Consider the following 20825-nt stretch of genomic DNA (forward strand, 5'->3'; position numbering starts at 1 on the left):
TCCGGAGACAATTTTACCATATCAGCTCCCGGTTTGCACTTTTTTCCTGGGTGTGCCCCGCATATATTTTTTCCGCAGTGCGTCCGCCCCCAGAAAGAGCGCCGCCGCCAGGGACACCGCCAGTCCCGCCGCCTTTCCCGGCGCGTCATATCGTATCTCCACCTGGTGGCTTCCCGCCTCTGTTTCCGCTCCCAGGAATCCACCGTTGACCTGGCTGGCCGGAACCTCCTTCCCATCTATATATACAGTGAAATGCTGGTCATAGGGGAGGGAGGTGATCAGCCAGCCGTCCTTCTCCGTCGTATAGCTTCCTGTCAGCCCGTCCCCGTCCGCCGTCAGCTCCAGGCCCGCATCCACATACTCTGCCTGGCCGCTCCCGGCGTCGTCAGCGCTTCCGTACCAGGCCTGGGCATCCGATATCTCATAACTTCCTTCGCCAAATGCAATTTCCACAGATGTCTGCCCCTCCTCCAGGGGACACATATAATAGAAAACCTGGTTTTCATTGTCATAGGCATAGCCCTGCGAAGCACTCTGCTTGTTCGTCTCCCCGTTCACCGAAATGCTCACGTCCCGGCGGGACCTGTTATTCTTTACTTTAAAACTGAGAAAAAGATACTGGTCTGTCTCCTGTCTGTCCTCCAGCGCAAAGTCTTTTGTCTCCCCGCCGGAATCCACCTCATATTCTCCTTCCAGAGAACCAAGATCCGCCTCCCGGACCTGCGGCTGAAAGTCTGCCGTATCCTCCTCCCCGGCCGCCGCCAGGGTCAGAAGGGCCAGGGACTGCTCCGGCCAGGACAGTTCCGCAAAGGTTTCTTTGGAGATCACCTGGTCTGTCACATAGCCCACAGGAGCCGTGCTTTCATTTTGATAGATCTCCACCGTCCCCACCTGGCCTGTCTTCTCGTAGCCCTCCGGGATCTCTGTTTCATTTCCCTCCCGCACCAGGAGATACTTCACCCCCATAAGCCGCAGAAAGACCGGATTTTCCGTGGACTCCTGCATCAGCCCGTTTCTGGCCGGGCGGGCCAGATGCAGGATTTCCTCCCGGAATGTCTCATAGGCAGTGTTGCCCACGGAGGAATACAGGGTCGTCAGGTTCTGCCCTTCGGCCATCACCTGGTTGTCTGCCGCCTTCTCCTGCTCCCTCGTGCCCCGGACCTCCATCCGGTAGAGTCCGCTGTCCTCACTGCGGATCTTCTGTGCCGCCTCCGCCATGTCTCCGCTTGAAAATTCCTTCATCCAGTCCGCCTTTACCAGACTGTCCTTTGAGAAGGCAATCTGTACGCAGGAGGCGCAGAGCATAACCGCCGCAAGGCCTGTGCACACAGCTCTGCGCCAGAGTTTTACGCCTGCCAGGAACAAAAGGCCACATACCAGAAGATCCACGTAGAGCACTGCCCTTGCCCCGTCTGCGACACCATTTCCCATGCTTCCCCATACCAGAATGCAGACAGCCAGCGCATAGCCAGAGAGCAGCTTCCACCTGGCGATAATGCCCCGGCGGAAATACCCGAAGAAGGCCGCCGCCAGATAACAAAGCAGCGGCAGGAAGGGGATGAAAGCCTTGGCTCTCATATACAGCCCGCCGTTCAGAATGTAAGACGCCAGCGGGAAGAGGAGAAGAAGTCCCAGGCACATGGCCATGTATTTTTCCCTGCACCGGCAGTAAAACAGGCTGACGCACAGGACCACCACCGCCATGGCCGTCAGCCCCATGCCGTAAGGTGAGTAGAGAACTTTAAAGAGACTTACTTCCGGCGTAATAAGATCCGACAACGCATAGCTGCTGTCATCGCTCCTTCCACCCAGCATGGCAAAACACACCGGCACCAGGTAGAAAAATGACAGAAGTCCCCCGAAGAAGGCAGGATAGAACTGTTTCCACAAAGACCGGACAAGGACCCCAGGGGAGGAAGCCCACTCCTTCTTCCAGCCGCACAGTCCATAGATTAGAAGCGCCGCCACACCTCCCACCGCAAAGTAAAAGCTGGTGAGAGCCATGAGAAGCACACCCGCGGTCAGAAGGCTGTATTTTCCTGTGCTTACGTACCTGTCATAGCCTAGGAGCGTCAGAAGCAGGAAGGGCATATAGCTGACAAACATGATCTGCATGGAAGTATGGAATACCACAGGACCCGAAAGCACGAGGAGAAGGGCTGCAAAAAAACTGTCCTCCCGACGGAAGTGGTCGTTCTTCAGCCAGATGTAGCACAGCAGGCCGTCTGCGATCCAGGTCAGCGCCATGACCGCCTGCACGTAGTCGGACATTTTTACAAAGGGCAGGAGAAAGGACAGCAGATACAGGGGATTGTAGAGTCCGTAGTAGGCAAAATTCCATATATTCTGCCCGCCGCCCAGCTCCATGGCAAAATCCGGCCAGAGGTTGCCGGTCTCATAAAATTTCTGCCGGAAATACTCGGGAAACACAATGTGCTGGGAGAGCCAGTCGGTCTCAGATCCCGCCAGATACCCTCCGCTTATCTTCATCAGAGTGAGAAGGACCGGTATAACTGTAAGTATCAATGGAAACAAAATTTTCCTGCTGCTTTTCATCTTCTTCATCACTGGAACTCCTTAAGATATAGATTGGTCTGTCTTTGATCTCCGTGTAAGCCCGCGCCAGATACTGGCCCATGATGCCCATGCACAGAAGCTGGATACCGCCTATGAAAATGATGGCGCACATCATGGCAGGCCACCCTGCCACCGGGTCATGCCAGATCAGATTTTTGATCACGAGAAAAACGATCATGACAAAAGCCAGGCCGCAGAAAAAAATGCCTCCGTAGGAAGCCACGGACAGAGGGATGGTAGAAAAACCCAGTATGCCGTCCAGGGAATACCGGAAAAGCTTTGCCACGGACCACTTTGTGTCGCCGGCCGCCCGCTCCACGTTGTGGTAGGGAAGCCACTTTGTCTTAAATCCCACCCAGCCGAAAAGCCCTTTGGAAAAACGGTTCTTCTCGCCCAGGGACAGAAGGGCGTCCGTCATCTTCCGGTTCATCATCCGGAAGTCCCTGGCGCCCTCCTCAATCTTTACCTTTGAGAGTCTGTTGATACATTTATAAAAAGAAGCGGACAGAAAGGAACGGAACCTTTTCTCCCCTTTCCGGTCCTCCCGCCGGGTGGCGACGCAGTCGTACTCTCCTTTCTTCAGCGTCTGGAACATAAGAGGGATATACTCGGGAGGATCCTGCAGATCCGCATCCATGACAGCCACATAATCCCCGAGAGCCGCCTGCATGCCGGCGTACATGGCCGCCTCCTTGCCAAAATTCCGGGAAAAGGAAAGATAACGGTAATTCTGCCGCCTGCTGTGGAACTGCCGCAGCATCTCTGCCGTGCCGTCCGTGGAACCATCGTCCACAAAGATGATCTCCACCCGGGCCGTCTTCATCCCGCCAATGATACTCTCCATTTCCTTTATGTAGATAGGGAGAACTTCTTCTTCGTTGAAACATGGTACGATGATACTGATAAGTGGTTTTTGTTCTTCAAGCATAAAAAAAGACTCCTTTCCGCAGCGCCCCTCTCCGCGGGGCCCTCGCCTTATCTCCAGACAAGTCTAAACTTAATTTGTGATAATTCGTGGAAAGAAATCTTAAAATTCGTTAAATATTATCTAAAGGTTTGTTTTCATATTTTCCGGATACATTTATAAATTTCCTCTATGGCATATAGAGGAAGATTGATGAGCCAGTCCTCTTTCTTATAGTCCGCCATGGATGTACGGACGGAAATCACAGGATGAAACCTGTCACGGAAGGTCTTCAGGCTCTTGGCTTTCAAATTCACCTCCGCCTTCACCTCCACAGGTACAGCCGTCTCTCCGTTATCGATGATAAAATCCACCTCACATGATCCACGGTCATTTGTGTAGTAATAGATCCCCAGATCCTCTATTGTCTTTAGCTGCTGACATACATACTGCTCAGTCAGCGCTCCCTTGAACTCAGTAAACAGATCATTTCCATCAAGCAGAGTTCCCTGGCGCAGTCCGGCCATACATCCCAGAAGTCCCACATCAACGACAAAAAGCTTAAATGCCTTTAGATCTTCATATGCTTTCAGAGGAATACCCGCCCCTTTTACACGGCCGACTCTATGGACAAGCCCGCAATCACAAAGCCACATAATAGCGGTCTCATAGTCCTTTGCGCGTGCTCCTTCCCGCACAAGGCCATATACAAATTTTTTGTTTTCTCTGGCAAGCTGGGAGGGAATACTGTCCCATATCATTCGGATCCTGGGGACAATCTCAATTGGCGCATGTTTGGAAAAGTCCTGCTCATAGGCTGCCAGTATGCGCTTCTGGATCTTCCTCACCTCATTAAAATCCTTCTCCTGCGCAAAGTTCTGAACCGCTTCCGGCATTCCTCCTACATAAAAGTACTGTCTGAGTGCATCTGCAAATGTCTGCCTAAAGGAAGTGATCATGGCATAATCTTGATTATCCAGAAGCCCTGCAAACTGTTCTCCCACCACAGCTGTCAGAAACTCTTTAAACGATAATGGATAGAGACTCAGAAAATCCACCTTTCCCACCGGGAAAGATGTACCCTCATGGAGAGCGATCCCGAGCAGCGAGCCAGCACAGACAATATGGTACTGCGGCGCGTCTTCATAAAAATATTTAAGGGAAGAGAGGGCCCTTGGCACCTCCTGCACCTCGTCAAATATAAGAAGTGTATTGTCCGGATCGATCTTCCTTCCGGCATACAGCTCAAGCCCCATGATCAGACGATCCGTATTCAGATCAGACTCAAAGAGGGCAGCCATTCTGGAGTTAGAGTCAAAATTTATATATACCATATCCTTATAGGCTTCTGTTCCAAACTGCTTCATCAACCACGTCTTGCCAACCTGTCTTGCCCCCTGGATGATCAGCGGTTTACGGTTCCTGCCTTCTTTCCATCTGTAAAGTTGTTTTATTGCTGTCCTGTACATATGCACACCTCCTCAAACTCGCGTACTTATAGTTATAGGATACCCCGGGTTCGCAAAAAATACAACGAATATTTTGTATTTTATTACATTTTTTACACCGAATATTTGTTGTCTTTCTACATTTCTTGCAGCGAAAAAGCTCCCTGAGAACCTTTTCTCAGAGAGCCCTGTGTTTTAAAATTACTAATAGACCTTTTTTGATATTCCCAAAACCTGCATAATAGCTTCCTGAAGCAATTTGGAATAATTGATCCCGGCTTTCTCCGCTTCTACATTCAGCCAATACGGAATGGTACAATTCTTTTTGACTGCTTTATTGTCTACTTTTTTTCTGTACTCCATAAAATCAACGTCTACAAGCGTAACAATATCATCTTTATCTGCTATTACTTCTTTCGAACCTGGTTCCGGAATTTCCTTCCCATCATCCATGAAATCAATTCCCATAAGTCCGATGGCATCCCTCGCCATTTCCATAGCATCCGCAATGCTTTCACCCTGAGTTGCAATATCAAAATCCGGGATTTCCACATAGAAAAATCCATCACTTTCTTTTGATATCACAATCGGGTATGCCTTTCTCTCTTTAATTAGCATCGTTCACTCCTCCTGGTCTCTCAAAAAGCTGACTGTTAATGATATGCAACATTTAAGAAGAAGGGGTTATTTAAGCCACCATTTCTTTTTACATACCATCCATTGTCTTCGAGCAGCTTCACCAGCTCTCTGCGTTTCATCTACATGTGTCTCCCTTTTTATCAATACGTATTCTATACGTATATTATACGTACAAAATCTCGGTCTGTCAAGATTTCTACACTTAAATCATACGTATATTGTACGTATGCACAAAGTCCATTCTTATTCATATATATTGCACAAGGACATAAAAAACCACCAGCCATTTCTGACTGGTGTTATACTGTCATCCATATCAAATAAACCAGCTGTATAGCTCTGTACCGCTATGCCTACAGCGTCTCAATGAACCTCATGAACGCCCTGCGGCCTTCCTCCGTGCACTTGTAGACGCCTGCGTCCTCCAGCACGTGGGTGAAGACGATGCCTGTCTCCTCCTTCAGAATATCCATCACATTGTCCTTTGTGATGCTGTCGTATTTCGGCAGGAAGGAGTCTGTCCAGTCGGCATGCTTGGCGATCTTCTCGTTGGAGCGGATGTCTTTGCCCTCCACGATATAGTCCGCCAGGATCTCCAGCTCCTCCTTCAGCCTGGAGGGAAGGACTGCCAGACCCATGACCTCGATAAGGCCGATGTTCTCCTTCTTGATATTGTGGTACTGTGCATGGGGATGGTACACGCCCAGGGGATGCTCCTCTGTGGTGATATTGTTCCGCAGGGTCAGATCCAGCTCGTAGATGTCTCCCTTCTTTCTGGCGATGGGAGTGATGGTGTTGTGGGGTGTGCCGTCTGTCTCCGCGTAGATGAAGGCATCCTCGTCCGTGTATCCTCTCCATGCCTGCAGCACGTGGTCTGCCAGGTCGATGAGTCGCTTCTCATCTGCGTGGCGGATACGGAGCACGGAGAGGGGCCACTTCACGATGCCAGCCTCCACATCCTCGTAGCCGGGGATGGTCACCGGGATCTCTACGGGAGCCTTTGCCATGGCAAATGTGTAGTTTCCGCCCTGGAAATGGTCGTGGCTCAGGATAGAGCCGCCCACAATAGGAAGGTCCGCATTGGAACCCAGGAAGTAGTGGGGGAACTGCTTCACGAAGTCAAACAGCTTCACAAAAGCAGCCCGGTCGATCTTCATGGGCACGTGCTGACCGTTGAACACGATGCAGTGCTCATTGTAGTACACATAGGGAGAATACTGAAATCCCCATCTGCTGTCATTGATGGTAATGGGGATAATGCGGTGGGTCTCCCTGGCCGGATGGTTTGCCCGCCCGGCGTAGCCCTCGTTCTCCATGCAGAGCTGGCACTTGGGATAGCTGCTTGCCTTTGCCGCCCCTGCCGCCGCGATGGCCTTGGGATCCTTCTCCGGCTTGGACAGGTTGATGGTAATGTCGATCTCACCGTAGGGTGAGTCCACTTTCCACTTCATATCCTTCTTCACCCGGTAACGGCGGATGTAGTCGCTGTCCTGGCTGAATCTGTAGAAAAATTCTGTCGCAGCCTCCGGGGATCTCTCATATTCTTCCCAGAAAGTCTTCTGTACCTGGGCAGGTCTGGGCAGAAGGCAGTTCATCAGCTTCGTGTCAAAGAGGTCGCGGAACACCACGCTGTCCTCCACAAGTCCCCTTGCCACAGCCTCGTCAAGAAGCGCTTTTAAGATCTGCTCCAGGTCCAGCTCCTCGCCTTCTATGGACACGTCCTCATAGTCATCTTCTTTGAAAATCTCCAGAAGCAGGTTGGTGGTGTAGGTCCTCTCACACTCCGGCGTAAGACCGGTCTGAACACCGTACTCCACAAGCTTCTTTATATTCTTATATAACATTCCCTTTTCCTCCTGAATACAGGGCATCCGCCCTCACTATGCCAGCCGGTGCGCCCCGTCGCCGACCTCAACTACGTAGAACTCTGCCGTTTTGTGGCATTTGTCCTTGTAGCCCTTTTTCACTGTGTCGATAAATGTGTCTACCGCGTCATTTTTCACAATGCTGACTGTACAGCCGCCAAATCCGCCTCCTGTGATACGTGAGCCGATGACGCCGGGCACGCTCCATGCCAGATCCACCAGCACGTCGATCTCCTGGCAGGACACCTCATAGTCGTCCCGAAGAGAAATGTGAGACTGGTTCATATACTTTCCGAACTGCTCCACATTTCCCTCTTTCAGCGCCGCCTCTGCGTGGATGGTCCTCTGGTTCTCGTACACCGCATGCTTGGCCCGCTTCCGGCAGACTTCCTCCTGGATGGCGTCCTTGTGAGCCTCAAAGGCCTCCTCGGTCAGGTCTCCCAGGGCGCTGATATCCGTCACTTTCTTAAGATCTGCCAGAGCCCTCTCACACTCGTTTCTTCTGTCATTGTAGGCAGAGTCCACCAGGCTGTGCTTCACCTTGCTGTTGGTGATGACGATCTTTGCGTCCTCCAGCTTCACAGGCGCGTACTCGTACTGCAGCGTATTGGTGTCCAGGAAAATGGCATGGTCCTTCTTCCCCATGGCGCTGGCAAACTGGTCCATGATCCCGCAGTTGCATCCATTGAAATTGTTTTCAGAATACTGTCCGATCTGCGCGATCTCCACCATGGATACCGGGAAGCCGTACAGGTCCTTCAGCATGGTGCCTGTCAGCACTTCCAGGGAGGCTGATGAAGAAAGCCCGGAGCCGTTGGGGATATCGCCGTAGATGACTACGTCCAGACCACAGTCCATCTCGTACCCTCTTCCCCTGAAGGCCCACATCACTCCCTTCGGGTAGTTGGTCCATCCGGCTTTCTTGTCCGGTGTAAGCTCGTCAAGGCTGGTCTCGATGACTCCCAGATCCCTGAAGTTCATAGAGTAGAAGCGGATCTTCCGGTCCTCCCGCTTTCTTGCCGCGCCGTATGTACCGATGGTCAGCGCGCAGGGAAAAACATGTCCCCCGTTGTAGTCCGTATGTTCCCCGATGAGGTTGACACGGCCCGGCGCGAAATACAGACGGATATCCCCGCCGTCGCCGTATTTTTCTTTGAAAACGCTCAATACTTTCTCTTTCATTTCCACATACACCTTTCTACTGTTTTTCTATAATTATAGTTGGATTTCTCACCAAAAACTATAAGGATAGTTGCTGAAACTATAAAAATATTGCGTTTTTCACTAATCAATCAGCCCCAGATGCTTCATGGCCTGCCAGATGCCTTCCTCCTCCACTTTCGGAGCCACATATTCCGTGTACGGATCCAGCACTTTGTCGTGTTTCCCCATGGCAATTCCGTGAGCAGCGTACCGGAACATGGCCAGGTCGTTGCTGCTGTCCCCGAAGACATAGGAGCGCTCCCGCCCCAGATTAAAATAGTGCAGGATATAGTCGATGATGGTTCCCTTGGAATACCCCTTCACGATGCACTCGTAGGTGTTATCCCCCCGGTCCAGTATCTCCATATAGTCCGTGAGGAAATCAAAAAATTCTTCCTTTTTGCTCTCCCGGTCCGTGTAGGCAAAGATCTTGTCGTAGGGACAGCCGCTCTGCTCGATATACCTCTCTACTCCCAGCCCTCTGTTCTTCATGTATCTCCTGGTGTTCTCCAGGCTGTCAAACCGGGATATCCTGGAGGAGAAGTACACGTCCTCCATCCCCTCGTACAGGGCATCCACCCTGCACTTTTCCGCCATCTCCACAATAGAAGCAGCGGCCTTCGCATCCAGGTGCTCCTCGAAGATCACCTGTCCTCTGTACTCCGCATAGATGCCGCACCCGCAAAGGATGCCGTCCACCGGGAGCCTGCGTATCTCCGGCGGCACAGAGCAGGCTGTCCGGCCGGTATTGATAAAGACCAGATGTCCCTTCCTCCTGGCCTCCTCCAGAGCGTGCACGGCACTCTCCGGTATGGTCCTGGTCACCTCGCTGAGCAGGGTGCCGTCTATATCGAAAAATAAAACTGCTCTCTCCATTCTTCTTTCTCCTCTTGACTTTTCCGCGGCAGCACGGGCCTTTCCCGGCTCTGCGGCCGCCTCTATTGTAGCATGACCAGAGTCGTTCGTAAATCCTGTTTCCTGCCCGCGCCGTTTCCTCTTGACATGAAATCCGAGTTCGGACTATAATATTTTTTGTCCGTTTTCGGACTAAATCCGTTTTAATATGAACTTGCAGGAAGAGAGGACGCTATGACAAAAAACAGGAAATCTCTGGAAAAATATTATAATCTCTGGCAGGAGACGACCATTCTGTACGAGAGATGGGCGCGGCTCCACGGTCTCACCTACAACAGCCTGACTGTACTGATAGCGGTCGCAGACAGAAGGCGCGGGACCTGTACCCAGAAGAGCATCTGCCGGGAGTGGGCCCTCCCCAAGCAGACAGTCAACACGATACTGAAGGATTTTGAAAAGCAGGGCCTGCTGGAGCTTGTCCCGCTTGAGGAGGACCGGCGCAGCAAGGCCATACATCTCACAGAACAAGGGCGGGAATTCTGTGCGGAAACCCTCGGAAGCCTGAAAAAGCTGGAGCTTTTTATCATAGAACAGATGGACCCCGCCCTCGTGGACGCCATGATCGGCGGCATGGAGCTGTTCTGTCAGTATTTTAAGAAAGGAATGGAACAAAAGCATGAAGCTTTATAGAGAATTTTTCAGCCATGTCATCCCCTCACTCCTGGCCTTCGCCCTGTCGGGTGTCTACTGTATCGTAGACGGCTTCTTTGTGGGGAACAGCATCGGCGATGTGGGACTGACCACCATCAACATCGCCTACCCGGTAGTGGCCCTCCTGCAGGCTGCCGGCACCGGCATCGGGATGGGCGGCGCCGTACACTATTCCATCCGGCTGGCAGCCGGGAAAAGGGAGGAGGCGGAGAGATACACAGACGGCACTGTACTCCTTCTCCTGGCCGCCTCCCTCATCTCCACCCTGGTCTTTTACCTGGCCTCCCCGTCTGTCCTGGCGGCGCTGGGGGCCTCCGGGCATATCCTGGACCTGGGGAACTCCTACCTGCGCATCATCGTCCTTGGGTCTGTGTTCCAGATCTTCGGCACAGGGCTTGTGTCCCTCATCCGCAACATGGGCGGCGCCTTCTACGCCATGATGATCATGGTGGCGGGCTTTCTCACAAACATTGTGCTGGACTACGCCTTTGTGTGGGTCCTGCACCTGGGCGTGGACGGTGCGGCCCTGGCTACCCTCATCGGGCAGGCGGTGACCATGGCGGGCGGACTCCTCTTTTTCCTGCGCAGGGGCGTATCCTTCCACCTGCTCCGCTCTGTCTTCTCCTCCGGAAGGGCGGGCGGACTCCTCGGAGGCATTGTGAAGATCGGGCTGTCCCCCTTCGGGATCACCTTCTCCCCCAACATCACCATCATCCTCATGAACCGTTTTCTCATGGACTACGGCGGGGAGAAGGCAGCTGCCTGCTACGCCTGCATCGTGTACGTCATTGTCATCGTGTACCTGCTGCTCCAGGGTGTGGGAGACGGCTGCCAGCCTCTCATCAGCAGGTACTACGGAGAAGACCAGGCAAAAAGCATGAAGAAGGTCTGCAGCCTGGCCTACCTGAGCGGAGTCCTCATCGCGGCCGCCTGCATGCTCCTCATCTTCCTGACCCGCTATCAGATCGGAGGGCTCTTCGGCGCCTCGGACCAGGTACGCGCGGAGGCCGGACAGGTCCTGCCCTGCTTCCTTATAAGCCTCGTCTTTCTGGCCTTTGTGCGGGTCACCACCTCCGCCTTCTATGCCACGGAAAAAACGTTCCTGTCCTACATCCTGGTGTATGCGGAGCCGGCGTTCCTCTTCCTTCTCCTTCTTTTTCTGCCGCGGCTGGCCGGTCTTACCGGCGTGTGGCTGAGCATCCCTCTTGCCCAGACGCTGACCTTTGTGACAGCGCTTGCCTGTAGGCTTTGGGTGTCATCCCGAAGCTCCGGCGGAACACGCGGTTAAAATAGGAAAGATTATTAAAGCCCGCGTCCAGGGCAATGTCCGTAATACTGGACCGGCCCTCGGACAGTCTGCCCGCGGCGATCTCCATCCGGTACTGATTGATATACTCCACGCAGGTCATGTTCATATGCTGTTTGAAAAAGCGCATAAAATAGTACTCGCTGAGGTGGCAGACCTCTGCCAGCTCGGCCACGCTCAGTGGGTGCTGATAGTTTTCCTTTATGTACTGGAGGACCGCCCGGAGCTTCTCAATGACCTCCCGGTTCTCCTGTCTCTTCCTCTCAAACGGGACCTGCCTGTACAGAAGGAGCAGGATTTCCAGAAGCCCGGCCTTCACCTCCAGCTCATAGCCCTCCTCCTTTTCGACAAAGCTCCTCCTCAGCCGGCCGACCAGGCTCTCCAGCCTTTCAGAAAACTCCCGGCCTGTGTCCTCCGCCCGCACCACCGCCGGGAAACAGATCTCCCCCTTCTCCACAGGCGCAATGTACTTCACACCGCAGGCGTCCGTCCTGCCCCCCAGCATAGCGGGGTGGAAGACAAAGCTGTCTGTCTCCAGCAGCCTTGTCTTTCCCTCCGGTATCCCGTGGAGCATACCTGAGGGGAGAAAAAGGAAGTCCCCTTCTTTCACCTGGCAGGGCTCCAGGTTGATAAGATAGGTGCAGCTCCCCCGCTGCACCCGCGTGATCTCAAACTCCTCGTGCCAGTGGACCGGAAGGCCGGCCAGCCCTGCCGGGTACACGCAGTGATAGTAATCTGCCGGGAACAGGCTTGTCCCGTGATGGCGCTTCTCAAGATACTGTCTTTTTTCCTCCATATCTTTTCCTCCATGGCAGGATTGTGTCAAAAACTGCTAGGAATATGCAAGTAAATCCTGCTTTTCACTTATATAATAGTAGCATACTACAAACGGAACTGAAAGGAGAACTACGCATGATCCGCAAATATACTTTTGGAAACCCATTCCCCACAGAGGCAGTCGTAAAGGACATCCCCGCCTCCCAGGGAACGCTCCCCTGTTTTTCCATGGAAGATGGAAGTCTCGTCCTCACCATGGAGAAGGGCGCCCCGGTGTACGGCCTTGGCGAGCAGGTGCGGGGCATCAACAAGAGAGGCTGGCTCTACACGAGCAACTGCACCGATGATCCCCACCACCTGGAGACCACCCACTCCCTCTACGGAGCACACAACTTCCTTCTCATAGGCGGCAGTGAGCCCTTCGGGATCTTCATCGACTATCCCGGGCGCCTCACCTTTGACATCGGCTACACGCAGAAGGACACCCTGCGCATCACCCCGGAGGACTGGGACCTGGATATCTACGTCATCCAGGAGGAGGACGGCCTTCTCCCCTCTATCGTCCGCAGCTTCCGCCAGCTGATCGGCAGAAGCTACATCCCGCCGAAGTGGGCCTTCGGCTACGGCCAGAGCCGCTGGGGGTACAAAAACGAGGCGGATGTGCGGGAGGTGGCCGCAAAGTACCAGGAGGCCGGCATTCCCCTGGACGCCATCTATCTGGACATCGACTACATGGAGCGATACGAGGACTTCACTGTGTCAGAAGAGAAATTCCCGGATCTGCCCGCCCTGGCTGCGGACATGAAAAAGGAGGGCATCCACCTGGTCCCCATCATCGACGCCGGCGTCAAGATCGAGGATGGCTACTCTGTCTACGAGGAAGGAAAAGCGGCCGGCTACTTCTGCAAGGAGGAGGACGGCACCGACTTTGTGGGAGCTGTGTGGCCGGGACGGGCGCATTTCCCGGATATGCTGAACCCGGCGGCCAGGAGATGGTTTGGTCTGAAATACAAATTCCTTCTGGACCAGGGCATCGACGGCTTCTGGAACGACATGAACGAGCCCGCCATCTTCTACTCCGAGAAACGTCTGAACAAAGTATTTGACGAGGTGGCCTCCATGAAGGGGCAGAACCTGGATCTGGACAAGAACGATCACCTGCTGGGCCTTGTGAACACCCTGGCAAACAACCCGGAGGATTACCGGAGCTTCTACCACCAGCCGGGCGGCGGCCTTCCCAGAGTGCGCCACGACAAAGTCCACAACCTGTACGGCTACAACATGACCCGGGCAGCCGGGGAGGCCTTTGAGGAGCTGGAGCCGGACAAGAGGATCCTTATGTTCTCCCGCTCCTCCTACATCGGCATGCACCGCTACGGCGGCATCTGGCAGGGAGACAACCTGTCCTGGTGGTCCCATCTGCTCATGAACGTGAAAATGATGCCTTCCCTTAGCATGTGCGGCTTCCTCTACACAGGGGCGGACCTGGCAGGCTTCGGGGCGGACACCACGGAGGATCTGGTGATGCGCTGGCTCCAGTTCGGCATCTTCACCCCGCTCATGCGGAACCACTCCGCCATGGGCACAAGGGAGCAGGAGGCTTACCGCTTCTCAAACGCGAAGGCGCTGGGACAGATCATAGGGCTCCGCTACTGCCTGCTGCCCTACCTGTACAGCGAGTACATGAAAGCGGCTCTCAACGACGACATGCTCTTTCAGCCCCTGTCCTTCGCCTACCCGGATGACGCTTTAGCTGCCCAGGTGGAGGACCAGATCCTCCTTGGCGAGAGTCTTATGCTGGCCCCCGTCTATCAGCAGAATGCCACAGGCCGCTACGTCTACCTGCCGGAGGACATGCTCTGCGTGACCACCTCCGGGCCGGAGGATTTCCGCTGTCAGAAAATGGCTGCCGGACACCACTATGTACCTGTGGCGGAAGAGGAACTGATCTTCTTCGTCCGCAAAGGCCATCTCCTTCCTCTGGCAGAGGCGGCAAAAAATGTGGAAGAACTGGACGCATCCCGCCTGCATGTCATCGCTTACCCTGCGGATACATGCTGCTACACACTCTACGATGATGACGGCTACGGAAAAGACTACGAGGATCCCTCACACCTGTCCGCTATTGACGTGACGGCAGACGGCGGGGTAAGATATGAGGGGTCACAGGAAAGGACTATCGACATATGTTTCATCTGCTCTTAGCGATCATTTACCTTGCATTTATAAGCCTGGGCCTTCCCGACGGACTCCTTGGGTCCGCCTGGCCCTCCATGTACCAGGAATTCCAGGTGCCGGTGTCCTACGCCGGCATCATTTCCATGATCATCGCGGCAGGCACCATCATCTCCAGCCTCCAGAGCGACCGGCTGACCCTGCGCCTGGGGCCCGGAAAGGTGACAGCTATCAGTGTGGCCATGACAGCGGCCGCCCTGTTCGGCTTCTCCTTCAGCCACTCCTTCATCCTTCTGTGCCTGTGGGCCATTCCCTACGGCCTGGGTGCGGGCAGCGTGGACGCCGCCCTCAACAACTATGTAGCTCTCCACTACTCCAGCACACACATGAGCTGGCTCCACTGCATGTGGGGTGTGGGAGCCTCCGCAGGCCCCTACATCATGGGCCTTGTACTCTCCGGCGGCGCCCCCTGGAACACCGGCTACCGGTATGTCGGCATCCTGCAGGTCATCCTCACGGCCATCCTGCTCCTCAGCCTTCCTCTGTGGAAGGACCGGCAGACCGGAACGGACAGTGAGGCCTCCCGGGGACATGCCCCGGAGGACTCCGGACAGACCGCCCCGGCAAAGCCCTTGTCCTTAAAGCAGATCGCCGCCATCCCCGGGGCAAAAGAAGTCATGGTGACCTTCTTCTGCTACTGCGCCCTGGAGCAGACGGCAGGGCTCTGGGCAGCCAGCTACCTTATGCTCCACGAAGGCATCTCCTCCGAGACCGCCGCTTTCTACGCCAGCCTCTTCTACATCGGCATCACCGTGGGAAGGGGGGCCAGCGGCTTTCTCACCATGCGCTTTAACGATACCCGGATGATCCGGCTGGGTCTGATCCTGATCCTTGCAGGCGTGCTGACTATCCTCCTGCCCCTGGGCGGAAACACGTCCCTGGCAGGGCTGATCATCGTGGGCCTTGGCTGTGCGCCTGTGTACCCCTGTGTCATCCACTCCACACCGGAGCGCTTCGGAGCAGACCGGTCCCAGGCACTCATCGGCGTCCAGATGGCTTCCGCCTACGTGGGCACCTGCCTCATGCCGCCTGTCTTTGGACTGATGGCAAACCACATCAGCATTTCCCTGTTTCCCTTCTATCTGCTTGCCATCCTTGTACTGATGTTTGTGATGCACGAGAAAATGCTGAAGAAAACCGCGAAATAACTGTAAAAATAGTAGGAGGAAGGAACATGCAGATCACACTGCGCAGCGACGGGCGGGAGATCAAGTCCCACGGGGACTACGCTTTCCCCGTGCTTGTCAGCCCTGAGCGGCTGGATGCCTATGAGATGGGCAGCTTTGCCTGCCACTGGCACCCGGAGATTGAGTTTACCCTGATCCTTACGGGCGAAATCCTGTACCAGGTCAATGACCGCACCTATCACCTGAAAAAGGGGGAGGGCGTCTTCTGCAACGCCAACATGCTGCACACAGGCCGCCACGCGGACAGCCATGACTGCACCTATCTGTCGGTCACCGTCAACCCTTCCCTTCTGTACGGCTACGAGGCCAGCCTTCTGCAGACCAAGTTCATCCAGCCCGTGACAGAAAACCCGCTTCTCCCCTCCGCCTCCTTCTCCAGGGAGGTGCCCTGGGAGAGGGAGGTCCTCTCCCATCTGGACACGATCCGGCAGCTCTGGCAGGAGCCGCCACGCTCCTACGAGCTGCGGCTCCTCACGGAGCTCTACCAGATCTGGATCCTGCTTTTTGACCACCTGGACCTGGATGCACGCCCCTCCTCCGGGGATGTGCGGGAGCTGGAGCGGCTGCGCCGCATCGTCACCTTCATACACGGACATTATATGGAACACATCTCTCTGGAGGATATCTCCGGCTGCGTCAACATGTGCAAGAGCGAGTGCTGCCGCCTGTTCAAGCGGAACATGAACCAGCCTCTCTTTGACTACCTCCTCCACTACCGCATCCGGCAGAGCATTCCCCTTCTCGTCCAGGGGAAGGACAGCATCACGGACATCTCCCTGCAGTGCGGGTTCTCCAGCCCCTCCTACTACACAAAGCTGTTCCGCAAGTTTATGGGCTGCACCCCCAGGGAGTACACGAAATCGGTCCATGCAAAGAAACAAAGCTGACCATGGATTTCTGGGGGGCAGAGTACCCTCTTATACTGCAAAAACAGCGCCTCGCAGGAAGTATAATTCCCGCGGGCGCTGTTTTTCACTGTTTTCTATCTCTTCATCCACACAAAATCCCACCCGGACAGTTCCACTGTTTCTGTTTCCTGTGTGACGCCTGTCACAAGGTTTGTGTACTGCGCTTTTTCCGGCATCCAGATGGTGCGTCCCTCATCGCTGAAATTAAACACAGCGTGAAGTTCCTCATCTCCAGCCCTGCGCACGATCCAGAGGATGGAGTTATCGCTGTAATCCTTTGTGTACACCTCTGCATCCGCGCCAAACACGGCTTCTGTCCTTCGGATCTTCTCCAGCTCTTCCAGTCCTGCGAAAATCCGGCCCTGTACGCTGGACCCGTCTTTGATGCGCTCTGTCAGATCCCAGCAGAATTTTCCCCTGTGGATATATCTGGAGTCGGGCGCCTTGTCCGGGTCCTCCTTGTAGGCGTAGTCGTTCACCTGGCCGATCTCGTCCCCGCTGTAGAGCATGGGGATGCCGGACTGGGTAAACATGTAGGCGTGGAGCATGAGATCCTTGCGGATGGCGCAGGCCATTTTCTCCTGGTCCTGTTCAAATCCCGCGCTCTCCACACCGCACATGGACGCCGTGGTGGCGCAGAACCTGGCGTCCCCGGTAACCGGGTCCTCGTTGTACAGCTCGCCCCGGCTTACGCTTCCCTCTGTCTTTCCCTGGAAATAGTCATTCAGATATTTCTTGTGGGACACTTCCTCCATGCCCCACTCACGCAGGGAGGCATAGTCCAGCCCCCAGCCGATGTCGTCGTGACACCGCAGGTAGTTGAGAAATGTGTACTCTCTCGGGAGAGAGCAGACCACGTCCATCTGCCTGCGAAGAAGGCGGATATCCCTTGTAGCCACCGTGTGCCAGGTAGTGGCCATGGTGGTCACATTGTAGAGCATGTGGCACTCCGGCTTCTCCACTGTGCCGAAATAGGGAGCCACCTCTTTTGGCTCCATGACCACTTCTCCCAGGAGCACGATCCCCGGGCACACGATCTCGCCGATCATGCGCATCATGCGGACAATGGTGTGGACCTGGGGCAGGTTCCGGCAATTGGTCCCCAGCTGCTTCCAGATATAGGGCACTGCGTCGATGCGGATGATGTCCATGCCCTGGTTGGCCAGGTAGAGGAAATTGTACATCATCTCGTTGAATACCCTGGGGTTGCTGTAGTTCAGATCCCACTGGTAGGGGTAAAACGTCGTCATCACATAATGTCCCATCTCCGGCAGATAGGTAAAATTACCCGGCGCTGTGGTGGGAAACACCTGGGGCACCGTCTTCTCATACTCCCGCGGGATGGCCGGATCGGCGTAGAAGAAATACCGGCTCATGTACTCTCCGTCTCCCTGGCGGGCTTTCCTGGCCCACTCGTGATCCTCGGAGGTGTGGTTCATGACAAAATCCATGCACAGGCTGATCCCTTTTTCATGGCATTTTCCCGCCAGGCGGGCCAGATCCTCCATGGTCCCAAGCTCCGGCTTCACCTTCCGGAAGTCCGCCACGGCGTAGCCTCCGTCTGATCTCCCTTTCGGGGAGTCCAGGAAGGGCATCAGATGCACGTAATTCACATGGCACTTCTCCAGGTAGGAGAGTTTCTCCTCCACCCCTTTTATAGTTCCGGCAAAGTTGTCAATGTACATCATCATGCCCAGCATGTCTCTCTTCCGGTACCATGCGCCTTCCGCCTCCCGCCGGGCGTCCAGCTTCTTCAGTTTGTCGTTTCTCTGGTCATAGTACCATTTCATCTGGTCGCAGAGCTCGGCAAACATGTCGTCGTTGCCGTACAGCTCCATGTACAGCCACCGCAGCTCATCGTGATGCCGGCCAAGCCTCTCCGCAAAAATCCGGTCGGCCGCCGCCTTTCCTGCGGGTTTTCTTTTTTTCGCTGTTTTTCCTGCCATCTGTCTTATCCCCCGATCACAATCATTTTAGTCTTCACATACAAAATGCCACTGGTACGCCTGGTACTCTCCTTCTAGCACCGGCTTTGGCACACCCACTTCCCGAAGGGCCGTGCTGTTATACAGCATGCCGGTCTCTGTATCACGGTACATGGTGTTCTCTTTCAGCCCTCTGACTTTGATGTAGTCCACAGTCATGTTGGCATGTTTCCGGATGCCCACTACCTGCACGAGAGCTTCCTTCCGGTCTTCGGACACAAACTCCCAGGCCCCCTGGTTGTCAGTCTGGGGATTGGTGAGTCGGTAGTAGTCTCCTCTCTGCACAAGAGCCGCATACTTTTTATACTCCGCGATCTGGCGGCGGATCTCCTCTTTGTCCTCCGCACTCAGTTCATTTAGGTTCAGCTCGTAGCCGAAGGTGCCTGCCATGGCCACCATGCCCCTGGTCCTCATGGATGTGAGACGCCCTGTCTGATGGTTGGGCGAGGCGGACACATGGGCTCCCACAGAGGAAGCCGGGTAAATGAAGGAGGTGCCGTACTGGATCTCCAGGCGGTCAATGGGATCTGTATTGTCGCTGCACCAGATCTGAGGCGTATAGTACAGCATGCCCGCGTCAAAACGTCCGCCGCCTCCGCTGCATCCCTCGATGAGAATATCCGGATACCGGTCCACCAGCCTCTCCAGGAAATCATAGAGTCCCAGCACATAGTCGTGGAGCACCCGCCCCTGGCTGTCCGCCGTGGCGGAATAGATGTCCGCAAGGCTCCGGTTCATATCCCATTTCACATATTCCACATTGCCCTGGTCCAGGACAGCGCAGATCTTCTCGTAGATGTAATCCACCACTTCTTTTCTGGAGAAATCCAGGACAAGCTGGTATCTGGAGCGGTTGGGGCGGCGTCCCGGTATGACGAATGCCCAGTCCGGGTGCTCCCGGTAGAGGTCGCTGTCCTCGTTGACCATCTCCGGCTCGATCCAGATACCGAATTTCAGTCCCATGCCGTTGATCTTTTCAATGAGTTCCCCAAGCGTGCAGCCCAGCTTTTCCTCGTTGACAACCCAGTCTCCCAGGCCCCGCATGTCGCTGTCTCTCTTTCCAAACCAGCCGTCGTCCAGGACGAACATCTCGATCCCTAAGTCCGCTGCCTGCCGCGCCAGCGCAAGAAGGCTGTCCCCTGTAAAGTCAAAGTAGGAGGCCTCCCAGCTGTTGAGGAGAATAGGACGCACGGTCTCCTTGTATTTTCCTCTGCACAGATGGGAACGGATACAGCGGTGCATATTCTGGGACAGCTTTGAAAGCCCTTCGGAGGAGTAGCTTAAGATCACCTCCGGAGACTGGAACTGCTCTCCCGGGTTCAGCGGGTAGGCAAACTGCTCCTCGCTCATTCCCATGAGCAGACGGGTCTGGTAATACTGGTCCTGTCCTGCCTCACTCTGAAATCCTCCGCTGTAGACAAACGTCATGGCGTAGCAGCTTCCTGCGTCTTCCGTGGCGTCATGCTCCGCCAGAATCACCGCCGGGTTGTACTGGTGGCTGGAAGTTCCCCGAAGGCTTCCGATCTTTGCCACGCCGTGTCCCACAGGCATCCGCTGGCAGTTTCTCTCCATGGCATGGCGGCCGTAAAATGTAATAAAATCATACTCTCCGCCCACAAGGTCCAGGCAGGCCGGCGCCAGCTTCTTGACAGAGATATGCCCTTTGCTGGCATTGACAATCTTCACACTTCTTGTGATCACATCATACTGGGGCAGCACGCCGTAGAGAAGCACCGCCTGCACCCCTGTCACCGGATCTGCCAGCACCACCTCCAGGGTCTGGGCCTCGTCCGTGTCCGCGTACACAGCCGGAAGGCCGGGAAGGGAGTACTTTCCTTCTTTGATGGTATGGCTTACATACCGGAAATCACTGGCATAAGTGCGGTCCGTGTTTTTGATGATGCAGGCCGGCGTGCGGTAGTCCCCGGTTCCCAGGGACGGGAACTCCTGGGGCAGCGCGTCCATGGAGTAGGTCCTGTCCGTTTCCGCCTCATAGGGGTTTCCTGAAAATCCCCGGTCATAATAGGTCAGCAGATAATCCATGCACCCTTCCGCTGTCTTTCCGTAGTACAGGTGCAGAAGGAAGCCGTACCGGTCTACCTGCATCTGATACGTGGTATTTCTTGTGTGTAATGTGATGGTCTTATACTTTTCATCATAAATAATGCTCATTTTGTCTCTCCTGCTCTGTGAATTATCAAGTACCGCAAGAGCGGGTACATATA

16 protein-coding genes are annotated in these 20825 nt (G+C 54.7%); 5 read left to right on the forward strand and 11 right to left on the reverse strand.

Features of this window, described 5'->3' with window-relative positions:
• Nucleotides 1-21: 21 nt before the first annotated feature.
• From B5E62_RS06570 to B5E62_RS06600, 8 genes are all read right to left on the reverse strand, one after another.
• Nucleotides 22-2565: a YfhO family protein gene (locus tag B5E62_RS06570; protein ID WP_087173819.1), complete on the reverse strand. Its 2544-nt coding sequence runs from the start codon at nt 2563-2565 to the stop codon at nt 22-24.
• On the reverse strand, nt 2456-3505 hold the full coding sequence (locus B5E62_RS06575; protein ID WP_087173820.1) for a glycosyltransferase family 2 protein: 1050 nt from the start codon (nt 3503-3505) through the stop codon (nt 2456-2458). Before B5E62_RS06575 ends, B5E62_RS06570 begins: the two co-directional genes overlap by 110 nt.
• Before the next feature lie 134 nt (nt 3506-3639).
• Nucleotides 3640-4950, reverse strand: coding sequence for an ATP-binding protein (locus B5E62_RS06580; protein ID WP_087173821.1), 1311 nt, complete (start codon nt 4948-4950; stop codon nt 3640-3642).
• Between the two features lie 183 nt (nt 4951-5133).
• Nucleotides 5134-5547 carry a type II toxin-antitoxin system HicB family antitoxin gene (locus tag B5E62_RS06585; RefSeq protein ID WP_087173822.1) on the reverse strand — a complete coding sequence of 138 codons (414 nt, stop codon included), beginning with the start codon at nt 5545-5547 and terminating at the stop codon, nt 5134-5136.
• A gap of 35 nt (nt 5548-5582) precedes the next feature.
• The gene (locus B5E62_RS17110; RefSeq protein WP_206414301.1) at nt 5583-5687 is read right to left on the reverse strand and encodes a type II toxin-antitoxin system HicA family toxin; all 105 of its coding nucleotides are present in this window, start codon (nt 5685-5687) and stop codon (nt 5583-5585) included.
• 234 nt (nt 5688-5921) lie between these two features.
• The gene (gene galT, locus B5E62_RS06590) at nt 5922-7412 is read right to left on the reverse strand and encodes a UDP-glucose--hexose-1-phosphate uridylyltransferase (RefSeq protein WP_087173823.1); all 1491 of its coding nucleotides are present in this window, start codon (nt 7410-7412) and stop codon (nt 5922-5924) included.
• 36 nt (nt 7413-7448) lie between these two features.
• Nucleotides 7449-8615 carry a galactokinase gene (locus B5E62_RS06595; RefSeq protein ID WP_087173824.1) on the reverse strand — a complete coding sequence of 389 codons (1167 nt, stop codon included), beginning with the start codon at nt 8613-8615 and terminating at the stop codon, nt 7449-7451.
• A 102-nt stretch (nt 8616-8717) separates the two neighbouring features.
• Complete coding sequence (locus tag B5E62_RS06600) at nt 8718-9512, reverse strand: Cof-type HAD-IIB family hydrolase (protein ID WP_087173825.1); 795 nt, start codon at nt 9510-9512, stop codon at nt 8718-8720.
• Between the two features lie 213 nt (nt 9513-9725).
• Between B5E62_RS06600 and B5E62_RS06605 the strand changes: the two genes are divergently transcribed.
• Together B5E62_RS06605 and B5E62_RS06610 are read left to right on the forward strand one after the other, a co-directional pair.
• Entirely contained in the window at nt 9726-10181 is a 456-nt protein-coding gene (locus B5E62_RS06605; protein ID WP_087173826.1) for a MarR family winged helix-turn-helix transcriptional regulator, read from the forward strand.
• Nucleotides 10168-11490, forward strand: a complete 1323-nt coding sequence (locus tag B5E62_RS06610; protein WP_087173827.1) for an MATE family efflux transporter — start codon at nt 10168-10170, stop codon at nt 11488-11490. The genes B5E62_RS06605 and B5E62_RS06610 overlap by 14 nt, the downstream gene beginning before the upstream one ends.
• On the opposite strand, the gene B5E62_RS06615 is transcribed toward B5E62_RS06610, so the two are convergent.
• A complete protein-coding gene (locus tag B5E62_RS06615) occupies nt 11381-12304 on the reverse strand; it encodes an AraC family transcriptional regulator (RefSeq protein WP_087173828.1) in 924 nt (307 codons plus the stop codon). The two genes, B5E62_RS06610 and B5E62_RS06615, sit on opposite strands and share 110 nt — an antisense overlap.
• 116 nt (nt 12305-12420) lie before the next feature.
• Here B5E62_RS06615 and B5E62_RS06620 point away from each other — a divergent pair, with 116 nt between their 5' ends.
• Genes B5E62_RS06620 through B5E62_RS06630 form a run of 3 tightly spaced genes read left to right on the forward strand, consistent with a single transcriptional unit; the run spans nt 12421 to nt 16594 of the window.
• Nucleotides 12421-14490, forward strand: coding sequence for a TIM-barrel domain-containing protein (locus B5E62_RS06620; RefSeq protein ID WP_087173829.1), 2070 nt, complete (start codon nt 12421-12423; stop codon nt 14488-14490).
• Nucleotides 14472-15668 (forward strand): MFS transporter, encoded by a 1197-nt coding sequence (locus B5E62_RS06625; RefSeq protein WP_087173830.1) that lies wholly within the window; start codon nt 14472-14474, stop codon nt 15666-15668. Before B5E62_RS06620 ends, B5E62_RS06625 begins: the two co-directional genes overlap by 19 nt.
• Nucleotides 15669-15694: 26 nt before the next feature.
• On the forward strand, nt 15695-16594 hold the full coding sequence (locus B5E62_RS06630) for a helix-turn-helix transcriptional regulator (protein WP_087173831.1): 900 nt from the start codon (nt 15695-15697) through the stop codon (nt 16592-16594).
• A gap of 95 nt (nt 16595-16689) precedes the next feature.
• Here the strand turns inward: B5E62_RS06630 and B5E62_RS06635 are convergent, their stop codons facing one another.
• Together B5E62_RS06635 and B5E62_RS06640 are read right to left on the reverse strand one after the other, a co-directional pair.
• The gene (locus B5E62_RS06635; protein ID WP_087173832.1) at nt 16690-18561 is read right to left on the reverse strand and encodes an alpha-amylase family protein; all 1872 of its coding nucleotides are present in this window, start codon (nt 18559-18561) and stop codon (nt 16690-16692) included.
• 27 nt (nt 18562-18588) lie between these two features.
• The gene (locus tag B5E62_RS06640) at nt 18589-20772 is read right to left on the reverse strand and encodes an alpha-galactosidase (protein ID WP_087173833.1); all 2184 of its coding nucleotides are present in this window, start codon (nt 20770-20772) and stop codon (nt 18589-18591) included.
• Between the last annotated feature and the right edge of the window lie 53 nt (nt 20773-20825).

Origin of the sequence: Lachnoclostridium sp. An118 (genome assembly GCF_002160985.1) — a bacterium.
Classification (GTDB): Bacteria; Bacillota; Clostridia; order Lachnospirales; family Lachnospiraceae; genus Claveliimonas; species Claveliimonas stercoravium.